Here is an 18,142-nt window from a genome sequence, read left to right on the forward strand (position 1 = left end):
CGCTGGTCATACTGGCGACGGCGCCATCAGGCCCGCGCCCGTCGAAGCCACTACCAGCGTCAACGCCTCAAAGATCGATAAGTGCGGCTGGAGTATTAGTTCGGCCTTTTCCGGGGGCCGATCAGATCAGTTCGATTGTTCTGTTCACTTTCTCCGGCCGTCGCTGATAATCAAGCCGAACCGCAGTTGTTCTCGATGGTCCAGCCCAGAGGAATGTCATGTCTGCGATGAAACGCGCGCTGAACGGTGGCGTGCTCGTCATGGCGCTGTCGTTCGCCGGTATCGGCGTCACCTCGCCGTCGCAAGCCAATGCCGGCCCGGCGTCGGCACTCCCGGTCAGGTACGAGCCAGGCGTTTTCATCGGGGAGGCGCGGGACGTCGACAAGAAGGTAGCGTACAACCTCGCCGAACTCGAAGCGCGCTGGCAGGCCGCAGCGGCCGGATTCCGTGAGTGCCGAGTCGTGGAATTTTATGTCATCCCCGAATACCACACCACCTGGTTCGCCTCGGTCACCCTGTCCTGCGAGAAATGAACCGCCCGCACGACAAAGGCCGACGACAGGAACACCGAGAAAGGTTCTTGCGCGATGACATTTCTTCGCAAGCTGATCGCCGTCGCCGCGGCGGGCGTGGTGATCCCGTTGGCCGGGGCGGGGACGGCGTCCGCCGTGGCGCCCACCCTTGGGACACCGGAGGTGCTTCCCGCGACGCAGCAGTTCGGTGGCCTCGGATCGGGCCCGACCCAGGAGGCCGCGCTGACCGCCGCCATCGCGGACGCGCAGGTGCAAGCCTCGGCCGCGGGATACACCGCCGAGGACTGCTCCCTCCTGGGCGATCCGATCATCATGGGCGGGGTGCGCCCCGGCTTCCCGCTCACCTACCACGCCTTGGTGACACTCGGCTGCACAACGCCCTGACCCGGCGAGCACCCGCACGTGGATCGCCGCGGGGCGGCCTCCGCCGGACAGATCGGCGGCGCCCATCCAGCCGGGTCCCGCCGAGGCCGGACATATCGCGCCGAAAACTATGACGTTCCTGCGGAATAGCCCGCCGGACTGTTCAAGGAGGTATATCGATGTTCCGAAGAATCTCCACCGTCGCCGGAGCCGTTCTCGTGCTACCCGTCGCGATCACGATCGCCGCCGGCACTCCGGCCGCAGCCGACGACTGCAAGGATCTGGCCTACGGAGTGGTCTACAACATGACACAGGGCAACCTCCAGTATGCCGCGTGGCTTTACGGCCTTTTCCAAGAGAACGGATGCTAGACCAGAAGCCCCGGTAAGGGCACCCCGTCCACATTCGTCGAACCGTGATATCGGAGGTGGCCGGAGCGCTGTCACCAACGGCGCTCCGGCCGCCTCCGGGTCAGTCGATCGCACACGAGCCGGAGGATTCTCCGCGCAGGCCGGCCGCCTGGCAGTAAAGCTCCGCTTCCACCACGGGGGGCGCCTTCTCCAGAAAGTCCTTGACCGACGTGAGGTAGGCGGCGCAGACGACTTTGCCGAGGCGCGTCGTCCTGCCGTCACCGAGGCGCCGGCTGGGCACGCCCATGGCATGCAGCCGCCGTTCCACGGCCACGCTGGAAACCGCGACCACGCTGTCACCGTGCCGATCGATCCACCGGAACGCCTCCCAGAGCAGCGCGAGGGCGAACGGGCCGAAACCCGCCGCCACCGCACGAGACCAGGTACGGCCGGTCGCCAGGCGGCTGATCTCCCAGACGGCCGGATCGTGCGGAGCCCGGCCACCGCGTAACGCCTCGGAGAAGACGTCGCGGAGCATGTAGGGGCCGTCGGTGGGCAGCAGCCGGCAGCACCCCGTGACCTCCCGGCAGTCCTCCAGATAGCTGATCACGTAGACCGGATCGTAGTCGTCGTAGAAGTCACGTTCCCTGCCGTGGAGGCTGGCGACCTCCCAGCGGAGGCGTTCGTAGAACACCTCGTGGCGGAGGCGGAACATGCCGTCGAGCAACCACGCCGGCAGCTCGCCGGCGCGGCCGACCGCCACCCGTTGCCTGCATTTCTCCACCTGCGGACCGTCCACGAGCATCCTCCGCGAAAGAACCGGCTCCTCCGCCGATCGCTGCTTTGCCCGTTGTTATGCGGGACGGAGGTCTCTGGACGGTATGGCTCATCGCCTGCCGGTGTCTTCGTGACTTCTCACAAAGTCGTCGCACGGTCAGGGACGGTATTCATCACTTCGCGTGAACCTGCGCGAGAAGGGAGGAGCCAGATCACCGGGGAAGGTCTCGGCGAGCGGACGGGAAGATCGGGACTACCCGGTCTCGTACTCGGCCCGGAAGGCGTAGGCGTACTTGTACAGACGCCAGACCCAGTAGATGGCCAGCGAGCTGAGCAGCACGCAGGCCGTGAAGGCCCAGCGGGCCGGCACGACGGCGTGCTCGGACAGGTCGGACAGGCGCCAGGCGCCGGCGAACATGAATCCGTAGGCCAGCAGGGCGAACACGCCGCTGATGGCGCGGCGGTTATGCCGGTCCACGTCGGCGCTCCCGTGCCGGATGTCCCAGTGCTCCCAGACGAGCACACTGCCTCGCACCGCGTTCGACGTGCGGTAGGCGTTGTTGATCTGCGTCTCCAGGACATGGAGGAACAGCCCCGCGCGCGTCAGGCGGACCAGCTCTCCCGCGTGGATGACGAGCGTCAGGAAGCACCCGGCCGGAACGACGGTCAGGAGCAGCAGACCGGACAACAACCCCTCGTCCGCCCACAGGGCGCCTGCCGCCGCGACCAGCAGGCCGGTCGTGGCGGCGCCGAAACTGAGCACGGAGACCTGGGCGCCGAGCGCGGTGGTGATCTCGGCGCGGATGGCGTCGTACTCGTGCATCACCAGGTCGATCGCCTTCATGTCCTGGCCGTCGAGGGGAACCCGGTCGAGCTGCCGCGGCACCGATCCGGGGGACAGCCGGCCACGCGGCCGGACCTGGCTCGGTACGGCAGCGGGCCGAGGAGGTGTGTCCGTCATCTGCCGTCTCCCTCCGCCTCTGCGGAAAGTCAACGTCCTGGATCGTTCCCAGCGTAGAAGAGCCGGCGGACGCCCGGACCGGGGACCGGGTCCGGGATATCCCTAGGACGCCCGGACCGGACGGCCTAGGGGCGTCTCTCACCCGGGCAGCGCCGCCGCCACGACGGGCCCACGGCCTGATCTTCGTCGGGCGCGGGCGATCCGCCCGGAGACGGAGAGGCGTGGCGGCGGCCACTCGTCATCGTTCTCGTCTGCTCCGCGTGTCACGCTCGCGGCGGACCATCGGCCTTCTTCCCTTGATCGTGGCCCGCCGGAGGGCGGCGATCACTTCGTCGGCCGCGGCCTGCGGCACCTCCACCAGCGAGAACCGGTCGGCGATCTCGATCGCGCCGATGTCGCGCCCGCTCAGGCTGGACTCGCCGGCGATCGCGCCGACCAGGTCCTGCGGCCGGATGCCCGCGCTGCGTCCCACGTTGAAGAACAGGCGGGCCATGCCGCCCGCCGGGGCACGACCGTAGCGCTCGCCGTCCTGGGGGGCCGGTCGCTGCCCGCGCTGCTTGTCCATGGTCCGCGGGGCGATCTCGGGAATCTCCTGCTCGTCGAGCGTGCCGCCGCCGGCCTCGTGCGCCAGTTTGACCGCGGCGAGCGCCACCTCCATGAGGTCGAACTCGTCGGTGAGCGACTCGACCACGACGTGGAAGGACTCCAGATCGTCCTGAAGGAGGCACTCCTCCAGCGCCGCACGGGTCAGCTCCATCCGGCGCATACGCAGGTCGGCGACGGTCGGCAGCCGCTCCACCGCGATCCGCTGCTTGGTCACCCGCTCGATCGCCTTGAGCATGCGGTGCTCGCGCGGCTCCACCAGGGTCAGGGCCACCCCGCCGCGACCGGCGCGGCCCACCCTGCCGATGCGGTGCACGTACGCCTCGGGCGCGGACGGGACGTTGTAGTTGACGACGTGGGTGAGCTGTTCGATGTCGAGGCCGCGCGCGGCCACGTCGGTCGCGATGAGCAGGTCGGCGGTGCCGGCCCGCACCCGTGACATCACCCGGTCGCGCTGCTCCTGCTCCATGCCGCCGTGCAGGGCCTCGGCCCGGTGGCCGCGCCCGTTCATGGTCTCCGTGAGCTGGTCGACCTCCTCACGGGTGCGGCAGAAGATGATCGCGGCCGTCGGCGCCTCGATGTCGAGCAGGCGGCCGAGCGCCGCGGGTTTGTGCGCCCTGGCGACCAGGTAGGCGCTCTGCTCGACCGCGGGGCCTGTCTCGCCGCCCTCTGCCGTCGCGCGCCCCATTTCCAGCCGTACCGGGTCGCGCAGGTGGCGGCGGGCGATCCCGTCGATGCGCGGCGGAAGCGTCGCGGAGAACAGCACGGTCTGGCGCTGCTCCGGGGTCGCGGCGAGAATCGCCTCGATGTCGTCGGCGAACCCCATGTCGAGCATCTCGTCCGCCTCGTCGAGGACGACGGTGCGCAGCCCCTCCAGGTCGAGCGTGCCCCGGCCGATGTGGTCGAGGGCCCGTCCCGGTGTCGCGACGACGACGTCGACCCCGCGCTTGAGCGCCTGCAGCTGCCGGCCGATCGGCGCTCCGCCGTAGATCGGCAGGACCCGCGCGCCCAGGGTGCGGCCGTACCGATGGAACGCCTCCGAGACCTGGATGGCCAGCTCACGCGTGGGCACGAGCACCAGCGTCACCGGCCCGGCGCCGTCGGCGGAGCCGGACATGCGCTGCAGGACGGGCAGCGCGAACGCCGCGGTCTTCCCCGTTCCCGTCGCCGCCTGCCCGAGCAGGTCACTCCCCTGCACCAGCGGGGGAATCGCCTCTCTCTGAATCGGAGTGGGCTCTTCGTACCCCAGAGCGGACAGCACGTCCAGGAGCTCGGGTCGGAGCCCCAGATCGGCGAAGGTGACCTCGCCGCCGGTTGCGTTCATGGTCATCGCCGACTCCTCACGAACTCCCACACCTGGTTCGACACCCCCTGCTACTGATCATCTGCCGGGAAGGGGCCTCGATCCACCCGAGCCCCGACCCCTGTACATGTTGTCCGGCGTCCGGCCGGCACGGGACATCAGGGTGCACCCGTCCCCGTCCGGCGCGGCGGTCGCCGCCGCTCCACGGTGAACCCACCGTGAACCCACCGTGCTCCCACTGTGAGCATTACCGCAGCTCTACCCTTGCAGAGGGCCTGGGAACGTCTTGAGCCGCCCTTCGGAAGTGGGTCGCCACCCGGTGGGTGCGGGACCTGATCCCCCGATCGTACTCATACCGGCGAGCGACGACGATCTCACGGACAGGTGATCAGCCGCTCCGAGACGAGGAGCGGCGACGGGGAGCACGATGTCCCGGATTATGGCGCGCTCCAATGGGATTAGAGGTCATATCACACTATTTCCGGACATGAACAAATAGTAGGATTGGCCCCCGGTTCCCCTGGGGCACAGCTATCGTGATCACCGTTCGCATCAGGGAACCCCTCGACTGGAGGCCCTTTGTTATCCCATCGACGGACGGTGCCCGCCGTCCTCGTCGCCTTGGCCTGTGTCCTCAGCACAGGCGTGACGCAAGCGTCGGCCTCCACGGCGCCGGTGAGCGTCGTGGTCCCCTCGACCAACGACGTGTTCATTAGTCAGGCCGCTCCAGAAACCGTTTACAGCAGCGCTGAGTGGATGTCGGTCTGCGTCAAGACCTGCAACGACGCCACCAACGCCGAGCGCAGAGCCCTGATGGGCTTCAAGGTTTCCGGTATCCCGGCCGGCGCCACGGACGTCAAGCTGACGCTCCAGGTACGCTCCACCCGGACGACCGACACCACGGTCAGCGCCCACAAGGTGACCGGCACCTGGTCACAGAGCGCCACCTCATGGAACTCCCGGCCGACCTTCGGCACCGCGCTGACGACCCACACCGGCTTCACCGCCAACGAGGTGGCCAGCCTGGACGTCTCCAAGGCGTACACCGGCAACGGCACGTACTCCTTCGGCCTCACCGCGTCCAAGGGCGTGGTGGCGGTGCTGTACTCCACTCGCACGACGGGCAAGGGCCCGAGCCTCAAGGTCACCTACACGCCCGCCTCGGCCACCCCGACGGCGAGCCCGACCGCGAGCCCCACCAAGAGCCCGACCGCGACCCCGACCCCGACGACGAGCCCCACCGCCACGGCGACCCCCACCGCCAGCCCGACGGCGACGGGCAGCGTGCCTTGCCTGCCGTTCGACAAGCCGGCCGCGTCGACGCTGCGTTCGTACGACAAGAAGGTCTTCGCCTTCTACTTCCCGCCCTACCCGTTGTCGGTCGACAACAAGGACCCGGCGAAAGACCAGTACGCCTCATGGCTGGACCCCGCGGGCTCCAGCGGCATGTACGCCGCACAGGGCGGCCACTCGCGTGACCGGCCGCTGACCCGCCCGGTGCGCACCGGCGACTGGCGGCAGGCGGACTTCGAGGTCGAAGTGCGCCAGGCCATCGCGATGGGCGTGGACGGCTTCATCTACGAGCACCACACCTCGGCCAGCGACCAGCGCTTCAACCAGTTCCCCAAGCTGCTGGCGGCGGCCAAGGCGGTGGACCCGGGCTTCCGGATCATGCTCAGCCCGGACTTCCCGACCACCAAGGACGCGGCACCCGACAAGGTGATCACCGACATCCTGATGGCCAAGGGGCACTCGTCGCTGTACACGCTGCCCGACGGGACCATCCCGCTCGCGCCGTTCTACCCCGAGCGCCAGTCCCCGGCCTGGTGGGACACGCTGCGGACGAAGCTGGCCGCCCAGGGCATGAAGACGGTGCTGGTGCCGATCTTCCTGGACTGGAGCGGCACGGGCAAGACCGAGTGGAACGACTCCGTGGCCGGCTACTCCTCCTGGGGCGTGCGCTGGCAGACCTCGACGGACGGCTACCGCAAGTCCGGCATCGAGGCGGCCAAGCGCGGCAAGTTCTACATGGCCCCGGCGGCCCTGGAGGACGTGCGCCCGCGTGACAAGCGCTACTGGGAGCCGTCCAACAGCGGCACCCTGCGCCAGTCGTTCGTCAAGGCCATGGAGGGTGACGCGGACATCGTCAACCTGCTGACCTGGAACGACTACGCCGAGTCGTGGCTGGCCCCGTCGGTCGAGCGCGGGTACGCGCCCGCCGACGTGGTCGCGTACTACACGACCTGGTTCAAGACCGGCAAGGAGCCCAGCGTCAAGCGGGACGCGCTGTACTACTTCCACCGCAGCCACCGCACCGACGCGCCGTTCGACGCCACGAAGCAGACCATCGGCCCGATCGCCATCCCGTACGGTGACGCGGCCACCAACAACGTCGAGCTGCTCGCCTTCGTCAAGGAAGCGGGCACCCTGACCATCAAGCAGGGCGACGACGTGCAGACCAAGGAGGTGACCGGGCCCGGCATGGTGTCGTTCAAGGCGCCGATGGTGCCGGGGACGACCCCCGTCTTCGAGCTGAAGCGGGACGGCAAGGTCATCCAGACGGTCAAGAGCAACACCCCGATCGTCAAGAGCGTCGTTTACCAGGATCTGATCAACCACGCAGGCGGCGGCGTCGCCTGCTCGCGCCCGCTCTAGTTCGTAGCGGACGCCGCCTCCCGGCCCTCCTCGGGCCGGGAGGCTCCCTTTTTCCCTGGATCTGAGGAAAAAGGGAGAAACCTTAACGAACGATGACTGGCCGCCCGGACAACGGGTAACCCTCCCCTTCTGGGAGGGTGACAGATGAAGACACACGGTGAGCTGAAGGGCTTCTGGGAAGAGCGCCTGCGGAGCGACTGGAACGAGATCGGCGTCGGCTACAAGGCTCTCGGCCGCGCCTTCAACCGGTGGATGTATCGCGTACGCGCCGAGGTCTTCGACCGGGAGGCCACCTCGTTGCCGCTGGACCTGCCCTCCGCGCGGGTGCTGGACGTCGGCTCGGGCACCGGATTCTACGTTCGCCGCTGGCAGGCGCACGGCGTCAGGTCCATCACCGGCTGCGACCTCACCCAGGCGGCCGTGCACCGGCTGCGCGAGCGTTTCCCGAGCGTCGGCTTTCACGACGTGGACATCGCCGAGCCGGGTGAGACCTTCGAGCCGGGCTCCTTCGACGCGGTGTCGGCCATGGACATGCTCTTCCACATCACCGACGACGCGCGCTACCGGATGGCCCTGCGGTCCATCGCCACGGCGCTGCGCCCCGGCGGCATCTTCGTGTTGTCGGAGAACTTCCTGCACGGACCGGAGCAGCGCGGCGACCACCAGGTCAACCACACCCTCACGTGGATCACCAGGGCGCTGGACGAGGCCGGCTTCGACGTGATGGGCCGGGTGCCGATGCTCGTCCTGATGAACGCCCAGGTGGACGGGAACCCCGTCTGGCGCCGGTTGTGGGGCGGCCTGCTGCGCGCGGTCACCAGGAGCGAGCGCGGCGGCGACGTGGCCGGCGCCCTGCTGTTCCCGCTCGAACGGCGGCTGGTCCACCTGCTCCGGGAGAGCCCCACGACCGAGATGATGATCTGCCGCCGCCGGTAGACCGTTTAGTCCGCTAGTCCGCGCCGCCGGCCGGCAGGCGGGAGATCAGCCAGGTGACCGCCAGCCCCGCGGCGCACATGCCCGCCAGGAGCCACAGGCCGGCGTCGAAGGAGCCGGTCGCGTCCTTGAAGGCGCCCAGCCCGAAGGAGAAGGCCACTCCCCCGAGGTTGGCGCAGAAGTTGCCGAACCCCGTGACCAGGCCCGCGTTCACGGTGCCGAGGTGCTGGAGCGGCACGGCGAACAGCGGCCCGAAGTAGAGCTGCAGGAAGACCGAGTTCACCGCGATCACCGCGATCAGCGCCGGCAGGGCGTCCACGAACGGGATGAGGAAGATCGTGACGGCCAGCGCGGCCAGGGAGAGGCCGATCACGGCCAGCGGCCGGCCGAGACGGTCGGACACCCAGCCGCCGAAGAAGTTCGCCGGAGCCGTCACCGCCGCGCCGATCGCCACCACGGCGCCGGCCACGCCCAGCGAGTAGCCCTTGTCCTCCACGATGAGGCTCGGCAGCCAGAACGCGATCCCGGTCACCACCGCGAGCCGGACGAACTGCACGAAGCCGCTCAGCCACACGACCCGGTGCGACAGGATCTCGCGGGCGTCCGCCCACGTCGGCGGGGTCGCGCCGGCCTTGCTCCGGGCCGAGTCGCCCAGCCGGGCGAAGGCCAGCAGGACCAGCACGCCGCTGGCGGCGAAGAGCACCATCAGCCAGCGCCAGCCCAGCGGGCCGACCAGCGCCGGGCCGAGCGCGTTGAGCACGATGTTGGAGGAGAAGCCGCCGGCGACGTACAGGCCCATGGCCGTGGCCCTGCGGTCCGCCCGGAACTGCCGGCTGATCAGCAGCAGGCCGGGCGCGAACACCAGCGACCGGAAGACGCCCGAGACCGCCTGGTTGACGATGAGCCAGCCGTAGGTGTCCAGCAGGGCGAAGGTGAAGGAGAGCACGTTGGTGCCGAGCAGCCCGATCACGAACAGGCGCTTGGGGTCGAAACGGTCCGACAGGTAGCCGGACGGGATCTGCATGAGCGCGTACGTGAACGTGCCGGCAGCGGCCAGCAGGCCGGCCTGCGAGGCGCTGATCCCCACGTCCGCACGGATGAGGGGCAGGAAGAGCGCGATGCCGCCGAAACAGAGGGCCTGCATGCTCTGGCACACGACGATCAGCGCGGCGTTGAGCGCCCGGCCGCGCGCGGGGGCGTCCACGGCCTCCTCCGTCACGCCGCCCATCAGGCGGGCACGATGGTCGCGAGCCGCGGCTGCGCACCGGCCGGACACTGGGGCCGTAACCGCCGCGCCCGCGCACCGAACCGCCGTCTCACGCGTCACGCCCCAGCGAGGACAGGCCCCACAACTCGGCGATGCGCCCGTCGCGCACCCGGAAGATCTCCAGCATGGTGGGGGGCCGCCGGCCGGCCACGCCGCGCACGCTCGTGCGGACGGCGGCCGTGTCCCCCTCCACGACCATGTCCTCGACGACGACCTGGACCTCGGGGAACGCCTCGTGGAAGCGCTGCCACGACTGGGCGACGCTGTCCGGCCCGGTGGTCCCCAGGGGGTGGCTGTAGAAGTCCGTGGTGAAGATGTCCGCCGCGGCGGCGTGGTCGCGGGCGTTGAACGCCGCGTACATGCGGTGGGCCGCGGCCCGCACGTCGTCTGTCATGGACTCTCCTGATCGTTCATGTTCGCGCGGACACGCCGCAGGGCGCGCAGCACGATCTCCTGTTCTGCCGCGGCGACGCCGTCGAGCAGCCGTTCCTGGTACGCCTGGTGCGCCCGCGCCAGGTCGGCCGCCACCCGCTCACCGGCAGGGGTCAGCGCGGCCAGGGTGTAGCGGTTGTCCGCCGGGTCGAGGCGCCGGCCGACCAGCCCCTCGACCTCGAACTCCTTGACCAGCCGGGTGATGCTGGCACCGTCGACGCCCAGCGCCTGGCGCAGGTCGCTGTGGCTGGTCTCGCCGTCACGCCACAGCCTGACGAGCACCTGCACGCGATGCGGGCCCATGCCCACGTGCCGGGCGAACGCCTGCCGCACCTCCGCGCAGGCGCCGCCGAGCTCACGGAAGAACGTGTCTTCAGTCGTCTCTTCACGCACTATCCCTTTATAGCGCCAACTCTTGATGCCTTCAAGAGTTGAACCACGCCGGGAATGACATCGGATCCCATCGCAACTCCAAGTTGCTTTATCTGCGCGCCACAGCCAGGATGAAGCTATCGCAACACAAAGTTGCGATAGCTCTAGGAGTGACTATCATGCGCAATCCCCCTTCTTGGACCCTCCACTCGGTTCCCGACCAGTCCGGGCGCGTGGCGGTGGTGACCGGGGCCAACAGCGGCATCGGCTACGTCACCGCCCGCGAGCTGGCCCGCCGCGGCGCCCATGTCGTGCTGGCCTGCCGTGATCCGGCGCGCGGGCAGGCCGCGCTGGCCCGGATGCGCGGCGAGACACCCGGCGCCCGTCTGGAGCTGCGCCGCCTGGACCTGTCCAGCCTGACCTCCATCCGGGCATTCGCCGCGAGCTGGGAGCACGACCGGCTCGACCTGCTCGTCAACAACGCCGGCGTCGCGATGGTGCCCTACGCCCGGACCGCGGACGGATTCGAGTCGCAGTTCGGCATCAACCACCTGGGCGCCTTCGCCCTGACGGGCCTGCTGCTGCCCCGTCTGCTCACCGCGCCCGATCCGCGCGTGGTCACCGTCAGCAGCGAGGGCCAGCGTTTCGCCCGCTTCGAGCTGGACAACCTCAACGCCGAGCGCTCCTACCGCACGGCGTTCGCCTACGTGCAGTCCAAGCGGGCCAACCTCTACTTCGCCATGGAACTCCAGCGCCGGGCCGAGGCCGCCGGAGTGCGGCTGCGCAGCATGGCCGTCGCGCCGGGACTCACCCGGACCAACGTGCTCACCGGCGGTGCCAACAGCGCCAGAGGGCGGCTCTACGCGACCGCCACGCGCCTGCTCGTGCGGGCGGTCTTCCGTCCCACCCCGGAAGGGGCCAGAACCTCCCTGTACGCGGCCACCGTCCCGGATCTGCCGGGAGGCAGCTACATCGTTCCCGACGGGCCGCTGCAACTGCGCGGCCGGCCCACGCGGCGAACCCGGGAGCGCGCCATCCGCGACACCGTCACGGCCACCCGGTTGTGGGACCTGTCGGCGGATCTCACCGGCGTCACCTACCCCCTGCCCGCCGCCCCGGCAACCCCGGCGACCAGCCTGCCGTGACCCAGACGACCAGCCTTGCCCTGACCCAGGCCCCGGCGACCAGCCTGCCGTGACCCAGGCCCCGGGCGAGCGGGACCCCCTACGGTCCGCCGATCGGCCCGGTGATGGTCTCGGTGCCTTCGTCCCAGCGCCAGCGCGCCTGCGGTCCGCGCAGGTGCACACCGCCGATCCACCGGTCGACGCCGTTCAGGGTGACGTGGTCCGCCTCGCCCGCGAGCACCAGAGCCCCGGCGCCGGTCAGCAGCAGCCGGGCCGACCGGTCGACCTCACGGCCGGCCGGCTGGACGGCGAGCAGCGGGACCCGCGCCCGCACCATCCGGTCCATCATCGCGAAGCACCGGTCATCGCCGAGGTAGGGGCGCGTCTCGCGTGATGCGGCGCGGACGAACGCGGCCCCGGCGTCGCCGGCGCCACCGGCGACGGAGGCCAGGATCCGCCGCTCGGTCAGCGACAGCCCGTCGCGGGTCGACGGATACTCCCGGCTGAGCCGGTCGAACGCCTCACCCAGGAAACGCAGCTCACGTGAGCGGGCCGCGACGATCGCGCCGATGCCGTCCGGCGCCGGCGCGCGGAAGGCCGCCCAGGCGGTGGTCGCCAGCCGCATCGTGTCCGGGGTCAGCCGGACGGCCACGCCCGTCGCTGGCAACTCGCGCAACTGCCCGGCCGTCAACTCGCCGAGCCCGCCGAAGCGGGCGATGCCCGGGTGCTCGCCGATGCAGATCAGGGTGACGCGCTCGGCGGGCACGCCGAGGCCGGCCAGCCGGGCCAGGATCTCGATGATCTGGAGCTGATCGTAGAGATCGGCCTCGAACCAGAGCATGTACTCGCCGTCGCGGTTGGCCTCCAGGACGCGGTCCCGCTCGGCGAACATGGCGGCGCCCTCGCCGCGGTCGTCCGCCTGCGATCCGGCGAGGAAGGCGGCTCTGATCCGGCGCAGCTCCTCGGGGCCGACGGCGGGCACCGGCCCTTCGTGCAGGACGTCGCGCCAGTAGAGCACCCGCGGGGCGATTCCGGTCCCGGGCAGGTCGGTGGCGTCGCCGTTGCTGACATGCAGAGCCGCCGCCAGCCGGTCGAGACCGGCCTGCTCGGTCATGGTCGCCTCCCGCGGCCGCCGGAAGTCGGGCGCGCACGGACGCCCATGGTCACGGTACCCGACGGCGACGGAGGAGGCCGGGCGTCGCCGTCCGGCGGGTCAGCGGAAGACCAGCAGCACGACCTGGAGGACGAGCACGACCCCCAGCCCCGCGGCGAGGACGATCCACCGGGGATCGAGCCAGCCGGACCGGGGTTCCTCCGCCCGGGCCTCCGGATCGAGCACGTCGAGCAGCACCCGGTTGACCTGGCTTTCGGGCAGCAGCCGCTCCAGGTCGGCGATCAGGACCGGCAGCCGGGAGCGCACCTCGGCCGGCGTGCGGGTGGCCGCCCAGTCGCGGACGTCCTTCATGATGGCCCGGGTCTCCTCGGAGGTGGCCGCGTCGGCCAGGTCGGCACGGAAGTCCTCGAAGACGTCGCGGGTCGCGAAGGACGGCGCCGGCGGCCTGATCTCCGGCTGGGACGGCCCGGCCTCCGCCCGTGACGCCGCCGGCGAGCCCGATGCCGGCCCCGATGGCGACCCCGATGCCCGGCCCGGTGGCGGCCCCGATGGCGGGCCCGGCGCGTGGGCGACCGGGTGCGGTCGCGCCGTCGGCGGCGCCGGGGATGGCTGGGGGGAAGGCGGCGGAGCGGGCGTGGGGTTCGCCGGCTCCAGCACCTGACGCTGCCGGGGCCGGGGCGCCCAGGTGTCCACCTGGTCCGGCTGGGCCGCGGGGGCCGCCGGCTCGTACGAGGAGTTCGCGAGCAGCCGGATCCGCTCCGCCGCCGGCGTCCCGCCGGTGATCCCCAGCCGCTTGACCAGCGCCGGCAGCCGCCCGTCCGCGTACGCCTCGACGACCAGCGCCGCGACCTCGCCGTACGCGTCGTCCTGCTCCGGCGCCCGCAGGTCGACCCGGGCCCGGTGCGAGCCCTGCGACGACAATCCGGGCCACTGCCGCAGGAAGATGACCTCCGCCCCCCGCTTGAGGTCATCGCTCTCGTAGGTGGAGAAGGTCTCAGGACAGCGCCCCAGCACCAGGTGCAGGATGTCCATCAGCCCCCAGAGCTGCACGACGGTGTTCCCGTGCGAGGCCACCGAGAGGGCCTCGCGGGGGCCGCGCAGGGCCTGGGAGACGATGGGGGCGAGCTCTCCCGCTCCGGCCCGCGCCTGCCGGTCGAGCAGGTCGCGCGCCTCGGCGAAGGGATCGAGCAGGCGGGCCAGATCCAGCGGCTCCCGGTCGCCGGGCGGCCGGGCGGCCCAGCCGGCGGCCAGCGCGAGCGCCTGGCGCGGGTTCGGCATGGCGGAGGACGACGTGGCCGAGCCGCCCAGGTAGGCGGTGCCCTGGATGGTCCGCCTGCTGTCCGACCCGCCGGTCCGCGTTCTGGCCAGCACCACCACGCGCCCGTTCACCTTGAGCCGGCACACGCTCGACCCCGGCACAGGCCCGGGATCGAGCCAGGGCCCGAGCTCGTGCTCCCAGACGCGGGTGTCCTCCAGGGAGGATCGCACGGGGCCCAGGCCGGTGCGCCGCTCGTCCCACTCGAACTCGATCCAGTCGATGCTGGCGTAACGGCCCATCAGGTCCCCACCTCCGGAAAACCACGCAGGACGCCGGTCATGGCGAAGAGCGAGATCAGGGGCGCGAGGACACGACGCGGCCGGACGCCCCTGGGGAAGCGGCCGTCGGTGGCCTCGGCGCCCGTCGCCGAGACGAAATGCAGGGTGCACTTACGGCATTTGTCATAGGGGCTCAGCCACGCCTGCGCGCCACGCCGGTGGAGGAAGGCGTAGACGTCGCGGCTCTCCTTCACGACGTCCGCCGGGTCCAGCCCGCCGGGGAGGTCGTAGAGCCAGGTGTCCACCGGGGCCTGGAAACGTACCGAGTCGCTCTTGGTGACCGCGATGGCGGCCGGGATGTCCAGCCGGCCGCCGGTCTTGGGCAGCCGGTCGAGCACCGCGCGGAAGGCCTCGTCGCCCATCCTGGCCGGCTGGGTGGCGGCGTCGATCACGAACAGCAGCCCGCCGACCGCCGGGATGAACCTGGTCGCCTCGTGCGAGCTGCTGCGCAGCAGCTCGCCGGCGATGTCGAAGAAGGCCACGGCGGTGGTGTGGCGGCCGTCGCTGACGAGCAGCGCGTCGACCGGCTCGGCGGTGGCCCGGTGGGTGGTGCGGGACAGCGCGGTCCGCTCCACCATCAGGGGACGCACGTACGCGTTGACGTACTCGGCGTGCCGTTCGATGTCCACCGCGTCCGCGGTCAGCCCGTAGGACCGCAGCCCGCCCTGCTCGATGGCGCCGATCATCGCGGCCAGCAGATGGGTCTTGCCCGTCTCCGGTCCCCCGACCAGCCCGATCACCAGGGGGCGGCCGTGCTGGACATAGGTGTAGGGAAGGTGGTGCTCCAGGCTGGGGTCGGTCACCGGCGCCGGGCAGCGTACGTGGGCGGCGCGCAGGAGGTCCGTGCGGCGGGCCCCGGTCACGTGCTCCAGGGAGAGCCGCTGGTACTGGCCCGCCGGCGTGCGCTCGTAGAGCTCGTCCTCGCTCCAGGCGAACTCGTGCAGGCAGATCGGGCAGAGCATCATCGGGTCACCACCCACAGGACGACGAGCAGGCCGACCACCACGGCCAGCGGAAGCCAGCGCGCCCACCAGGGCCGCGGCGGCTCCGCCGGCACCGGCTCGACCCGGGTGGCGGCCTTCGCCACGGGTGTCTCGCGCCGGGCCTCCCGGGCCCGGTCGAAGGCGGCGCGGCCCTCTTCCAGCCCGACGTCCGGCTCGGCGGGGATGGCGGCCATCGGGTCCGGCACCCGCAACCGGGTGAGCACCTCCAGAGCCGACGGCGGCGCGCCGGAGAAGACGTCGTGGATGGGCTGCAGCGCCGGGGCGGCGGACAGGTCCGGCCGGTCGGCGACCTCGCGGCCGGTGACCGTGCGGTAGAGCACCATGCCCGCGCTCCACAGGTCGTCGGCGGTGGACGCCAGGCCCTCGCCCGCGCGCTGGGCGGGCGAGGCGTAGGGCGCCTCGCCCAGGCGCACCCGGTGGCTGCCGATCAGCGTGGCGTGGCTGAGGTCGGTGAGCTGCACGGCCGAGCCGTCCCAGCGGACCGTGCCCTGCTCGATGCGCCGGTGCACGATGCCGCAGGCCGACAGGATGCGCACCGCGCGGAACAGGCTCGCCTGCAAGGCCCGCTGCTCGGCGGTCAGCAGCGCGCCGGAATAGCGGGTCACCGGCTCACCCCGGTGGTCGGACAGCAGGATGAACGGCTCCGCCACGTCGAGGTTGTGGCCCATCAGCCGGGGCAGCTCGGCCGGGTAGGCCCGGCCGAGCCGGGTGAGCAGCCTGGCGCCCATGCGGGCCTCGTTCTCCAGCAGGTCGTAGAGGTGGTCGCGCTCGCGCCCCTCCGCGCGGGGCACCCGCCGCTGGACGAGCTTGGTGCCCATGACGACGAGGGTCAGCCGCCGCTCGAACGGGTCGTGGTACGGCTCCGCCTCCACCTCCCAGGTCACCTCGTCGCCCTCGGGAGTGCGGAAGGTCAGCGGCTCAGGTTCCATCCGCACTCCAGTTCTCCTCCACCGTCCCGGGGCGCAGCGGCACCAGGCGCAGCGTGCCGGCGTACTGGCCCGACCTGGTCCACACGACGTCCGGCGGATTGCCCTGACCGCGTACCGCCCTGGGCGCGAAGCGGACGGTGTACGCCTGCCTCAGCAGCGCCGGCAGGTCGCGGTCGCCGCACAACTGCAACATCTGCCCGCCGGGCTCGGCCCGCAGGGCCCGCACGACCTGCTGCGACTGCCGCCACACCGCGTCCACGAGCTCCTGGCGGCCGGTGTCGCCGGTGCCGAAGTCGGGCCGCTCCTGCACGCCCCGGTGGGCCATGTGGTAGCGGTAGTGCCGCAGCGTCTCGTCGACCCGGCGCTCCAGGCCCGTCTGGACGTCCCGGTAGTCGCCGTGCTCCAGCGCGGTCCAGCCGGGCTCCAGCCAGCCGGTCACCGCGTCGAGCAGGTCGCCGGTGATGACCTCGCGGAGCTGGCCGCCGCGGTCGCGCAGGCGCACGGTGACCTCTTCGTCCAGCGCCGGGCCGGCGGCCGCCTGACCGGCCTCGGTCCTGCTCCAGTCGGTCAGGGTCCCCGCCACCCGCGTGCAGACTTCGAGCAGCGCGGCGGCCAGCGTGCGGGCGGTGTCGGAGGTGTGCGTGCGCGCCTCGCCGAGCGTCCACTCGCTGGCCGCCACCCGCTCCAGCCGCGAACGCAGCTCGCCGAGCGCGGTCCTGGCCGGGCCGAGCGAGAGTCGCTCGCGCCACCAGGCCCGCGAGCGCCGCCAGAAGACGAAGCGGTCGATCAGTTTGACGGGGAACGGGGCGGGCGCGTGCAGCGCGTTGAGCAGCTCGTCGGGGCAGATGCGCCAGAGATCGTCGACGAAGGCGGCGCTGCCGATGGGCGCGCTCTGGTCGGCCAGCAGGCGCAGCCGCGACACCAGGCGCAGCAGGCTCTTCCGCTCGGCGAGGGCCGTCTCCACGTCGGCCCGCAACTCGCCGACGATCTCGCGGTGCCCCATGCCCGCCGGGGTGGCGGACTTGATCCCGTACGCCGCCAGCGTCTCGGCCGCGCCCTCGTCGGTGTGGTCGATCTCCGCGAACAGCCGCGCGACGGTGTCGCGGAACTCGGCCAGCGCCCGGCCCGCCGCGACCACCTCGTCGGCGATCTCGGCGCGGGCCGGGGCGCCGTGGAAGTAGCTCAGATCGTCCAGGGCGCGGGCCGCCCGGTCCACCTGGTCGGCGGCCCGCCGGTAGAGCCGCTCCGTCCGGCCCTCGGGGATGAGCGCGTCGAGCAGGTCGGCCGGCAGGTCCGCGCTGCCGCTGAGCACCGGCAGCGCGGTGGCCAGCGGCGAGTTCAGCGCGGCGGTGTCCTGCTGGAGTGGCCCGTCGAAGCGTTCGGCCACCTCAAGGAAGACCTGCGAGAGCACCTCGGGGTCGATGCGGCCGGCCACGATGCGCCAGCCGGGCGAGGCGACGCCGTACGGGATGGAGCCCAGGCTGTTGACCACCTCGTCGAAGACCTCCGGCTGCGTGAGCAGGTCGATCAGGATGGACTCCGAGCTCACCTCCGGCCCGTGCGCCGCCTCGCCGGTGTCGGCGCCCCAGAGGATGCCGCAGGGGTCGCCCACCCAGAGCACCCGGCGGCTCTCGCCGTCCAGTGCCGGGGGCAGGCGCGGCACGGGCCCCACCGCGACGACCAGCACCGATCTGACCAGGCGCGAGCTGAGCACCTGCTGCAGCACCTGCTGGGAGGCGGCCAGGCGCTCGGTGTCGGTGACCACCAGCATCCGGCCGCCGAGCCGCTCCGGCTCGCCCTTGCGCAGGTCGACCACGACGACCATG

General features: G+C 71.4%; 17 protein-coding genes. 6 read left to right on the forward strand and 11 right to left on the reverse strand.

All coding sequences use genetic code 11. The annotated features are described in order from the left end of the window. Positions 1-227: 227 nt before the first annotated feature. The 3 genes from ACWD0F_RS48455 (at position 228) to ACWD0F_RS48465 (ending at position 1,267) form a co-directional block, all read left to right on the forward strand. Complete coding sequence (locus tag ACWD0F_RS48455; RefSeq protein WP_449889398.1) at positions 228-533, forward strand: hypothetical protein; 306 nt, start codon at positions 228-230, stop codon at positions 531-533. Positions 534-587: 54 nt separating this feature from the next. Next, a complete protein-coding gene (locus ACWD0F_RS48460) occupies positions 588-917 on the forward strand; it encodes a hypothetical protein (RefSeq protein ID WP_449889399.1) in 330 nt (109 codons plus the stop codon). A gap of 158 nt (positions 918-1,075) precedes the next feature. Beyond that, a complete protein-coding gene (locus ACWD0F_RS48465) occupies positions 1,076-1,267 on the forward strand; it encodes a hypothetical protein (protein WP_449889401.1) in 192 nt (63 codons plus the stop codon). 100 nt (positions 1,268-1,367) lie between these two features. On the opposite strand, the gene ACWD0F_RS48470 is transcribed toward ACWD0F_RS48465, so the two are convergent. From ACWD0F_RS48470 to ACWD0F_RS48480, 3 genes are all read right to left on the reverse strand, one after another. After that, positions 1,368-2,045: an acyl-homoserine-lactone synthase gene (locus ACWD0F_RS48470; RefSeq protein ID WP_449889402.1), complete on the reverse strand. Its 678-nt coding sequence runs from the start codon at positions 2,043-2,045 to the stop codon at positions 1,368-1,370. 231 nt (positions 2,046-2,276) lie between these two features. Beyond that, the gene (locus ACWD0F_RS48475; protein ID WP_449889404.1) at positions 2,277-2,984 is read right to left on the reverse strand and encodes a hypothetical protein; all 708 of its coding nucleotides are present in this window, start codon (positions 2,982-2,984) and stop codon (positions 2,277-2,279) included. 238 nt (positions 2,985-3,222) lie between these two features. Next, the gene (locus tag ACWD0F_RS48480) at positions 3,223-4,917 is read right to left on the reverse strand and encodes a DEAD/DEAH box helicase (protein ID WP_449889406.1); all 1,695 of its coding nucleotides are present in this window, start codon (positions 4,915-4,917) and stop codon (positions 3,223-3,225) included. 618 nt (positions 4,918-5,535) lie between these two features. Here ACWD0F_RS48480 and ACWD0F_RS48485 point away from each other — a divergent pair. Next, the gene (locus ACWD0F_RS48485; RefSeq protein WP_449889408.1) at positions 5,536-7,545 is read left to right on the forward strand and encodes an endo-1,3-alpha-glucanase family glycosylhydrolase; all 2,010 of its coding nucleotides are present in this window, start codon (positions 5,536-5,538) and stop codon (positions 7,543-7,545) included. A gap of 144 nt (positions 7,546-7,689) precedes the next feature. Beyond that, on the forward strand, positions 7,690-8,481 hold the full coding sequence (locus ACWD0F_RS48490) for a class I SAM-dependent DNA methyltransferase (protein WP_449889410.1): 792 nt from the start codon (positions 7,690-7,692) through the stop codon (positions 8,479-8,481). A gap of 13 nt (positions 8,482-8,494) precedes the next feature. On the opposite strand, the gene ACWD0F_RS48495 is transcribed toward ACWD0F_RS48490, so the two are convergent. The 3 genes from ACWD0F_RS48495 to ACWD0F_RS48505 form a co-directional block, all read right to left on the reverse strand. After that, positions 8,495-9,697: an MFS transporter gene (locus tag ACWD0F_RS48495; RefSeq protein ID WP_449889412.1), complete on the reverse strand. Its 1,203-nt coding sequence runs from the start codon at positions 9,695-9,697 to the stop codon at positions 8,495-8,497. A 97-nt stretch (positions 9,698-9,794) separates the two neighbouring features. Beyond that, positions 9,795-10,139, reverse strand: coding sequence for a nuclear transport factor 2 family protein (locus tag ACWD0F_RS48500; protein ID WP_449889414.1), 345 nt, complete (start codon positions 10,137-10,139; stop codon positions 9,795-9,797). Continuing rightward, on the reverse strand, positions 10,136-10,570 hold the full coding sequence (locus ACWD0F_RS48505; RefSeq protein WP_449889416.1) for a MarR family winged helix-turn-helix transcriptional regulator: 435 nt from the start codon (positions 10,568-10,570) through the stop codon (positions 10,136-10,138). Before ACWD0F_RS48505 ends, ACWD0F_RS48500 begins: the two co-directional genes overlap by 4 nt. 158 nt (positions 10,571-10,728) lie before the next feature. Between ACWD0F_RS48505 and ACWD0F_RS48510 the strand changes: the two genes are divergently transcribed. Further along, on the forward strand, positions 10,729-11,694 hold the full coding sequence (locus tag ACWD0F_RS48510) for an oxidoreductase (protein WP_449889417.1): 966 nt from the start codon (positions 10,729-10,731) through the stop codon (positions 11,692-11,694). A gap of 79 nt (positions 11,695-11,773) precedes the next feature. Here ACWD0F_RS48510 and ACWD0F_RS48515 read toward each other — a convergent pair whose 3' ends face one another. The 5 genes from ACWD0F_RS48515 to ACWD0F_RS48535 all read right to left on the reverse strand — a co-directional run bounded on the left by ACWD0F_RS48515 (position 11,774) and on the right by ACWD0F_RS48535 (position 18,141). Further along, entirely contained in the window at positions 11,774-12,787 is a 1,014-nt protein-coding gene (locus ACWD0F_RS48515) for a hypothetical protein (protein WP_449889419.1), read from the reverse strand. A gap of 99 nt (positions 12,788-12,886) precedes the next feature. Beyond that, positions 12,887-14,344 carry a hypothetical protein gene (locus ACWD0F_RS48520; RefSeq protein ID WP_449889421.1) on the reverse strand — a complete coding sequence of 486 codons (1,458 nt, stop codon included), beginning with the start codon at positions 14,342-14,344 and terminating at the stop codon, positions 12,887-12,889. Further along, positions 14,344-15,348, reverse strand: a complete 1,005-nt coding sequence (locus ACWD0F_RS48525) for a hypothetical protein (protein ID WP_449889422.1) — start codon at positions 15,346-15,348, stop codon at positions 14,344-14,346. The genes ACWD0F_RS48520 and ACWD0F_RS48525 overlap by 1 nt, the downstream gene beginning before the upstream one ends. Continuing rightward, a complete protein-coding gene (locus tag ACWD0F_RS48530; RefSeq protein ID WP_449889424.1) occupies positions 15,345-16,316 on the reverse strand; it encodes a hypothetical protein in 972 nt (323 codons plus the stop codon). The genes ACWD0F_RS48525 and ACWD0F_RS48530 overlap by 4 nt, the downstream gene beginning before the upstream one ends. Then, entirely contained in the window at positions 16,306-18,141 is a 1,836-nt protein-coding gene (locus tag ACWD0F_RS48535; protein WP_449889426.1) for a hypothetical protein, read from the reverse strand. The genes ACWD0F_RS48530 and ACWD0F_RS48535 overlap by 11 nt, the downstream gene beginning before the upstream one ends. Position 18,142 lies beyond the last annotated feature (1 nt).

This window comes from Nonomuraea sp. NPDC002799, from assembly GCF_053592075.1.

Bases quoted from the DNA above. Each gene is read 5' to 3' on its own strand.
- ACWD0F_RS48535 (WP_449889426.1), bottom strand. From the start codon at position 18,141: ATGGTCGTCGTGGTCGACCTGCGCAAGGGCGAGCCGGAGCGGCTCGGC.
- ACWD0F_RS48510 (WP_449889417.1), top strand. From the start codon at position 10,729: ATGCGCAATCCCCCTTCTTGGACCCTCCACTCGGTTCCCGACCAGTCC.
- ACWD0F_RS48460 (WP_449889399.1), top strand. From the start codon at position 588: ATGACATTTCTTCGCAAGCTGATCGCCGTCGCCGCGGCGGGCGTGGTG.
- ACWD0F_RS48490 (WP_449889410.1), top strand. From the start codon at position 7,690: ATGAAGACACACGGTGAGCTGAAGGGCTTCTGGGAAGAGCGCCTGCGG.
- ACWD0F_RS48480 (WP_449889406.1), bottom strand. From the start codon at position 4,917: ATGACCATGAACGCAACCGGCGGCGAGGTCACCTTCGCCGATCTGGGG.
- ACWD0F_RS48530 (WP_449889424.1), bottom strand. From the start codon at position 16,316: ATGGAACCTGAGCCGCTGACCTTCCGCACTCCCGAGGGCGACGAGGTG.
- ACWD0F_RS48520 (WP_449889421.1), bottom strand. From the start codon at position 14,344: ATGGGCCGTTACGCCAGCATCGACTGGATCGAGTTCGAGTGGGACGAG.
- ACWD0F_RS48465 (WP_449889401.1), top strand. From the start codon at position 1,076: ATGTTCCGAAGAATCTCCACCGTCGCCGGAGCCGTTCTCGTGCTACCC.
- ACWD0F_RS48500 (WP_449889414.1), bottom strand. From the start codon at position 10,139: ATGACAGACGACGTGCGGGCCGCGGCCCACCGCATGTACGCGGCGTTC.
- ACWD0F_RS48455 (WP_449889398.1), top strand. From the start codon at position 228: ATGAAACGCGCGCTGAACGGTGGCGTGCTCGTCATGGCGCTGTCGTTC.
- ACWD0F_RS48525 (WP_449889422.1), bottom strand. From the start codon at position 15,348: ATGATGCTCTGCCCGATCTGCCTGCACGAGTTCGCCTGGAGCGAGGAC.
- ACWD0F_RS48475 (WP_449889404.1), bottom strand. From the start codon at position 2,984: ATGACGGACACACCTCCTCGGCCCGCTGCCGTACCGAGCCAGGTCCGG.
- ACWD0F_RS48515 (WP_449889419.1), bottom strand. From the start codon at position 12,787: ATGACCGAGCAGGCCGGTCTCGACCGGCTGGCGGCGGCTCTGCATGTC.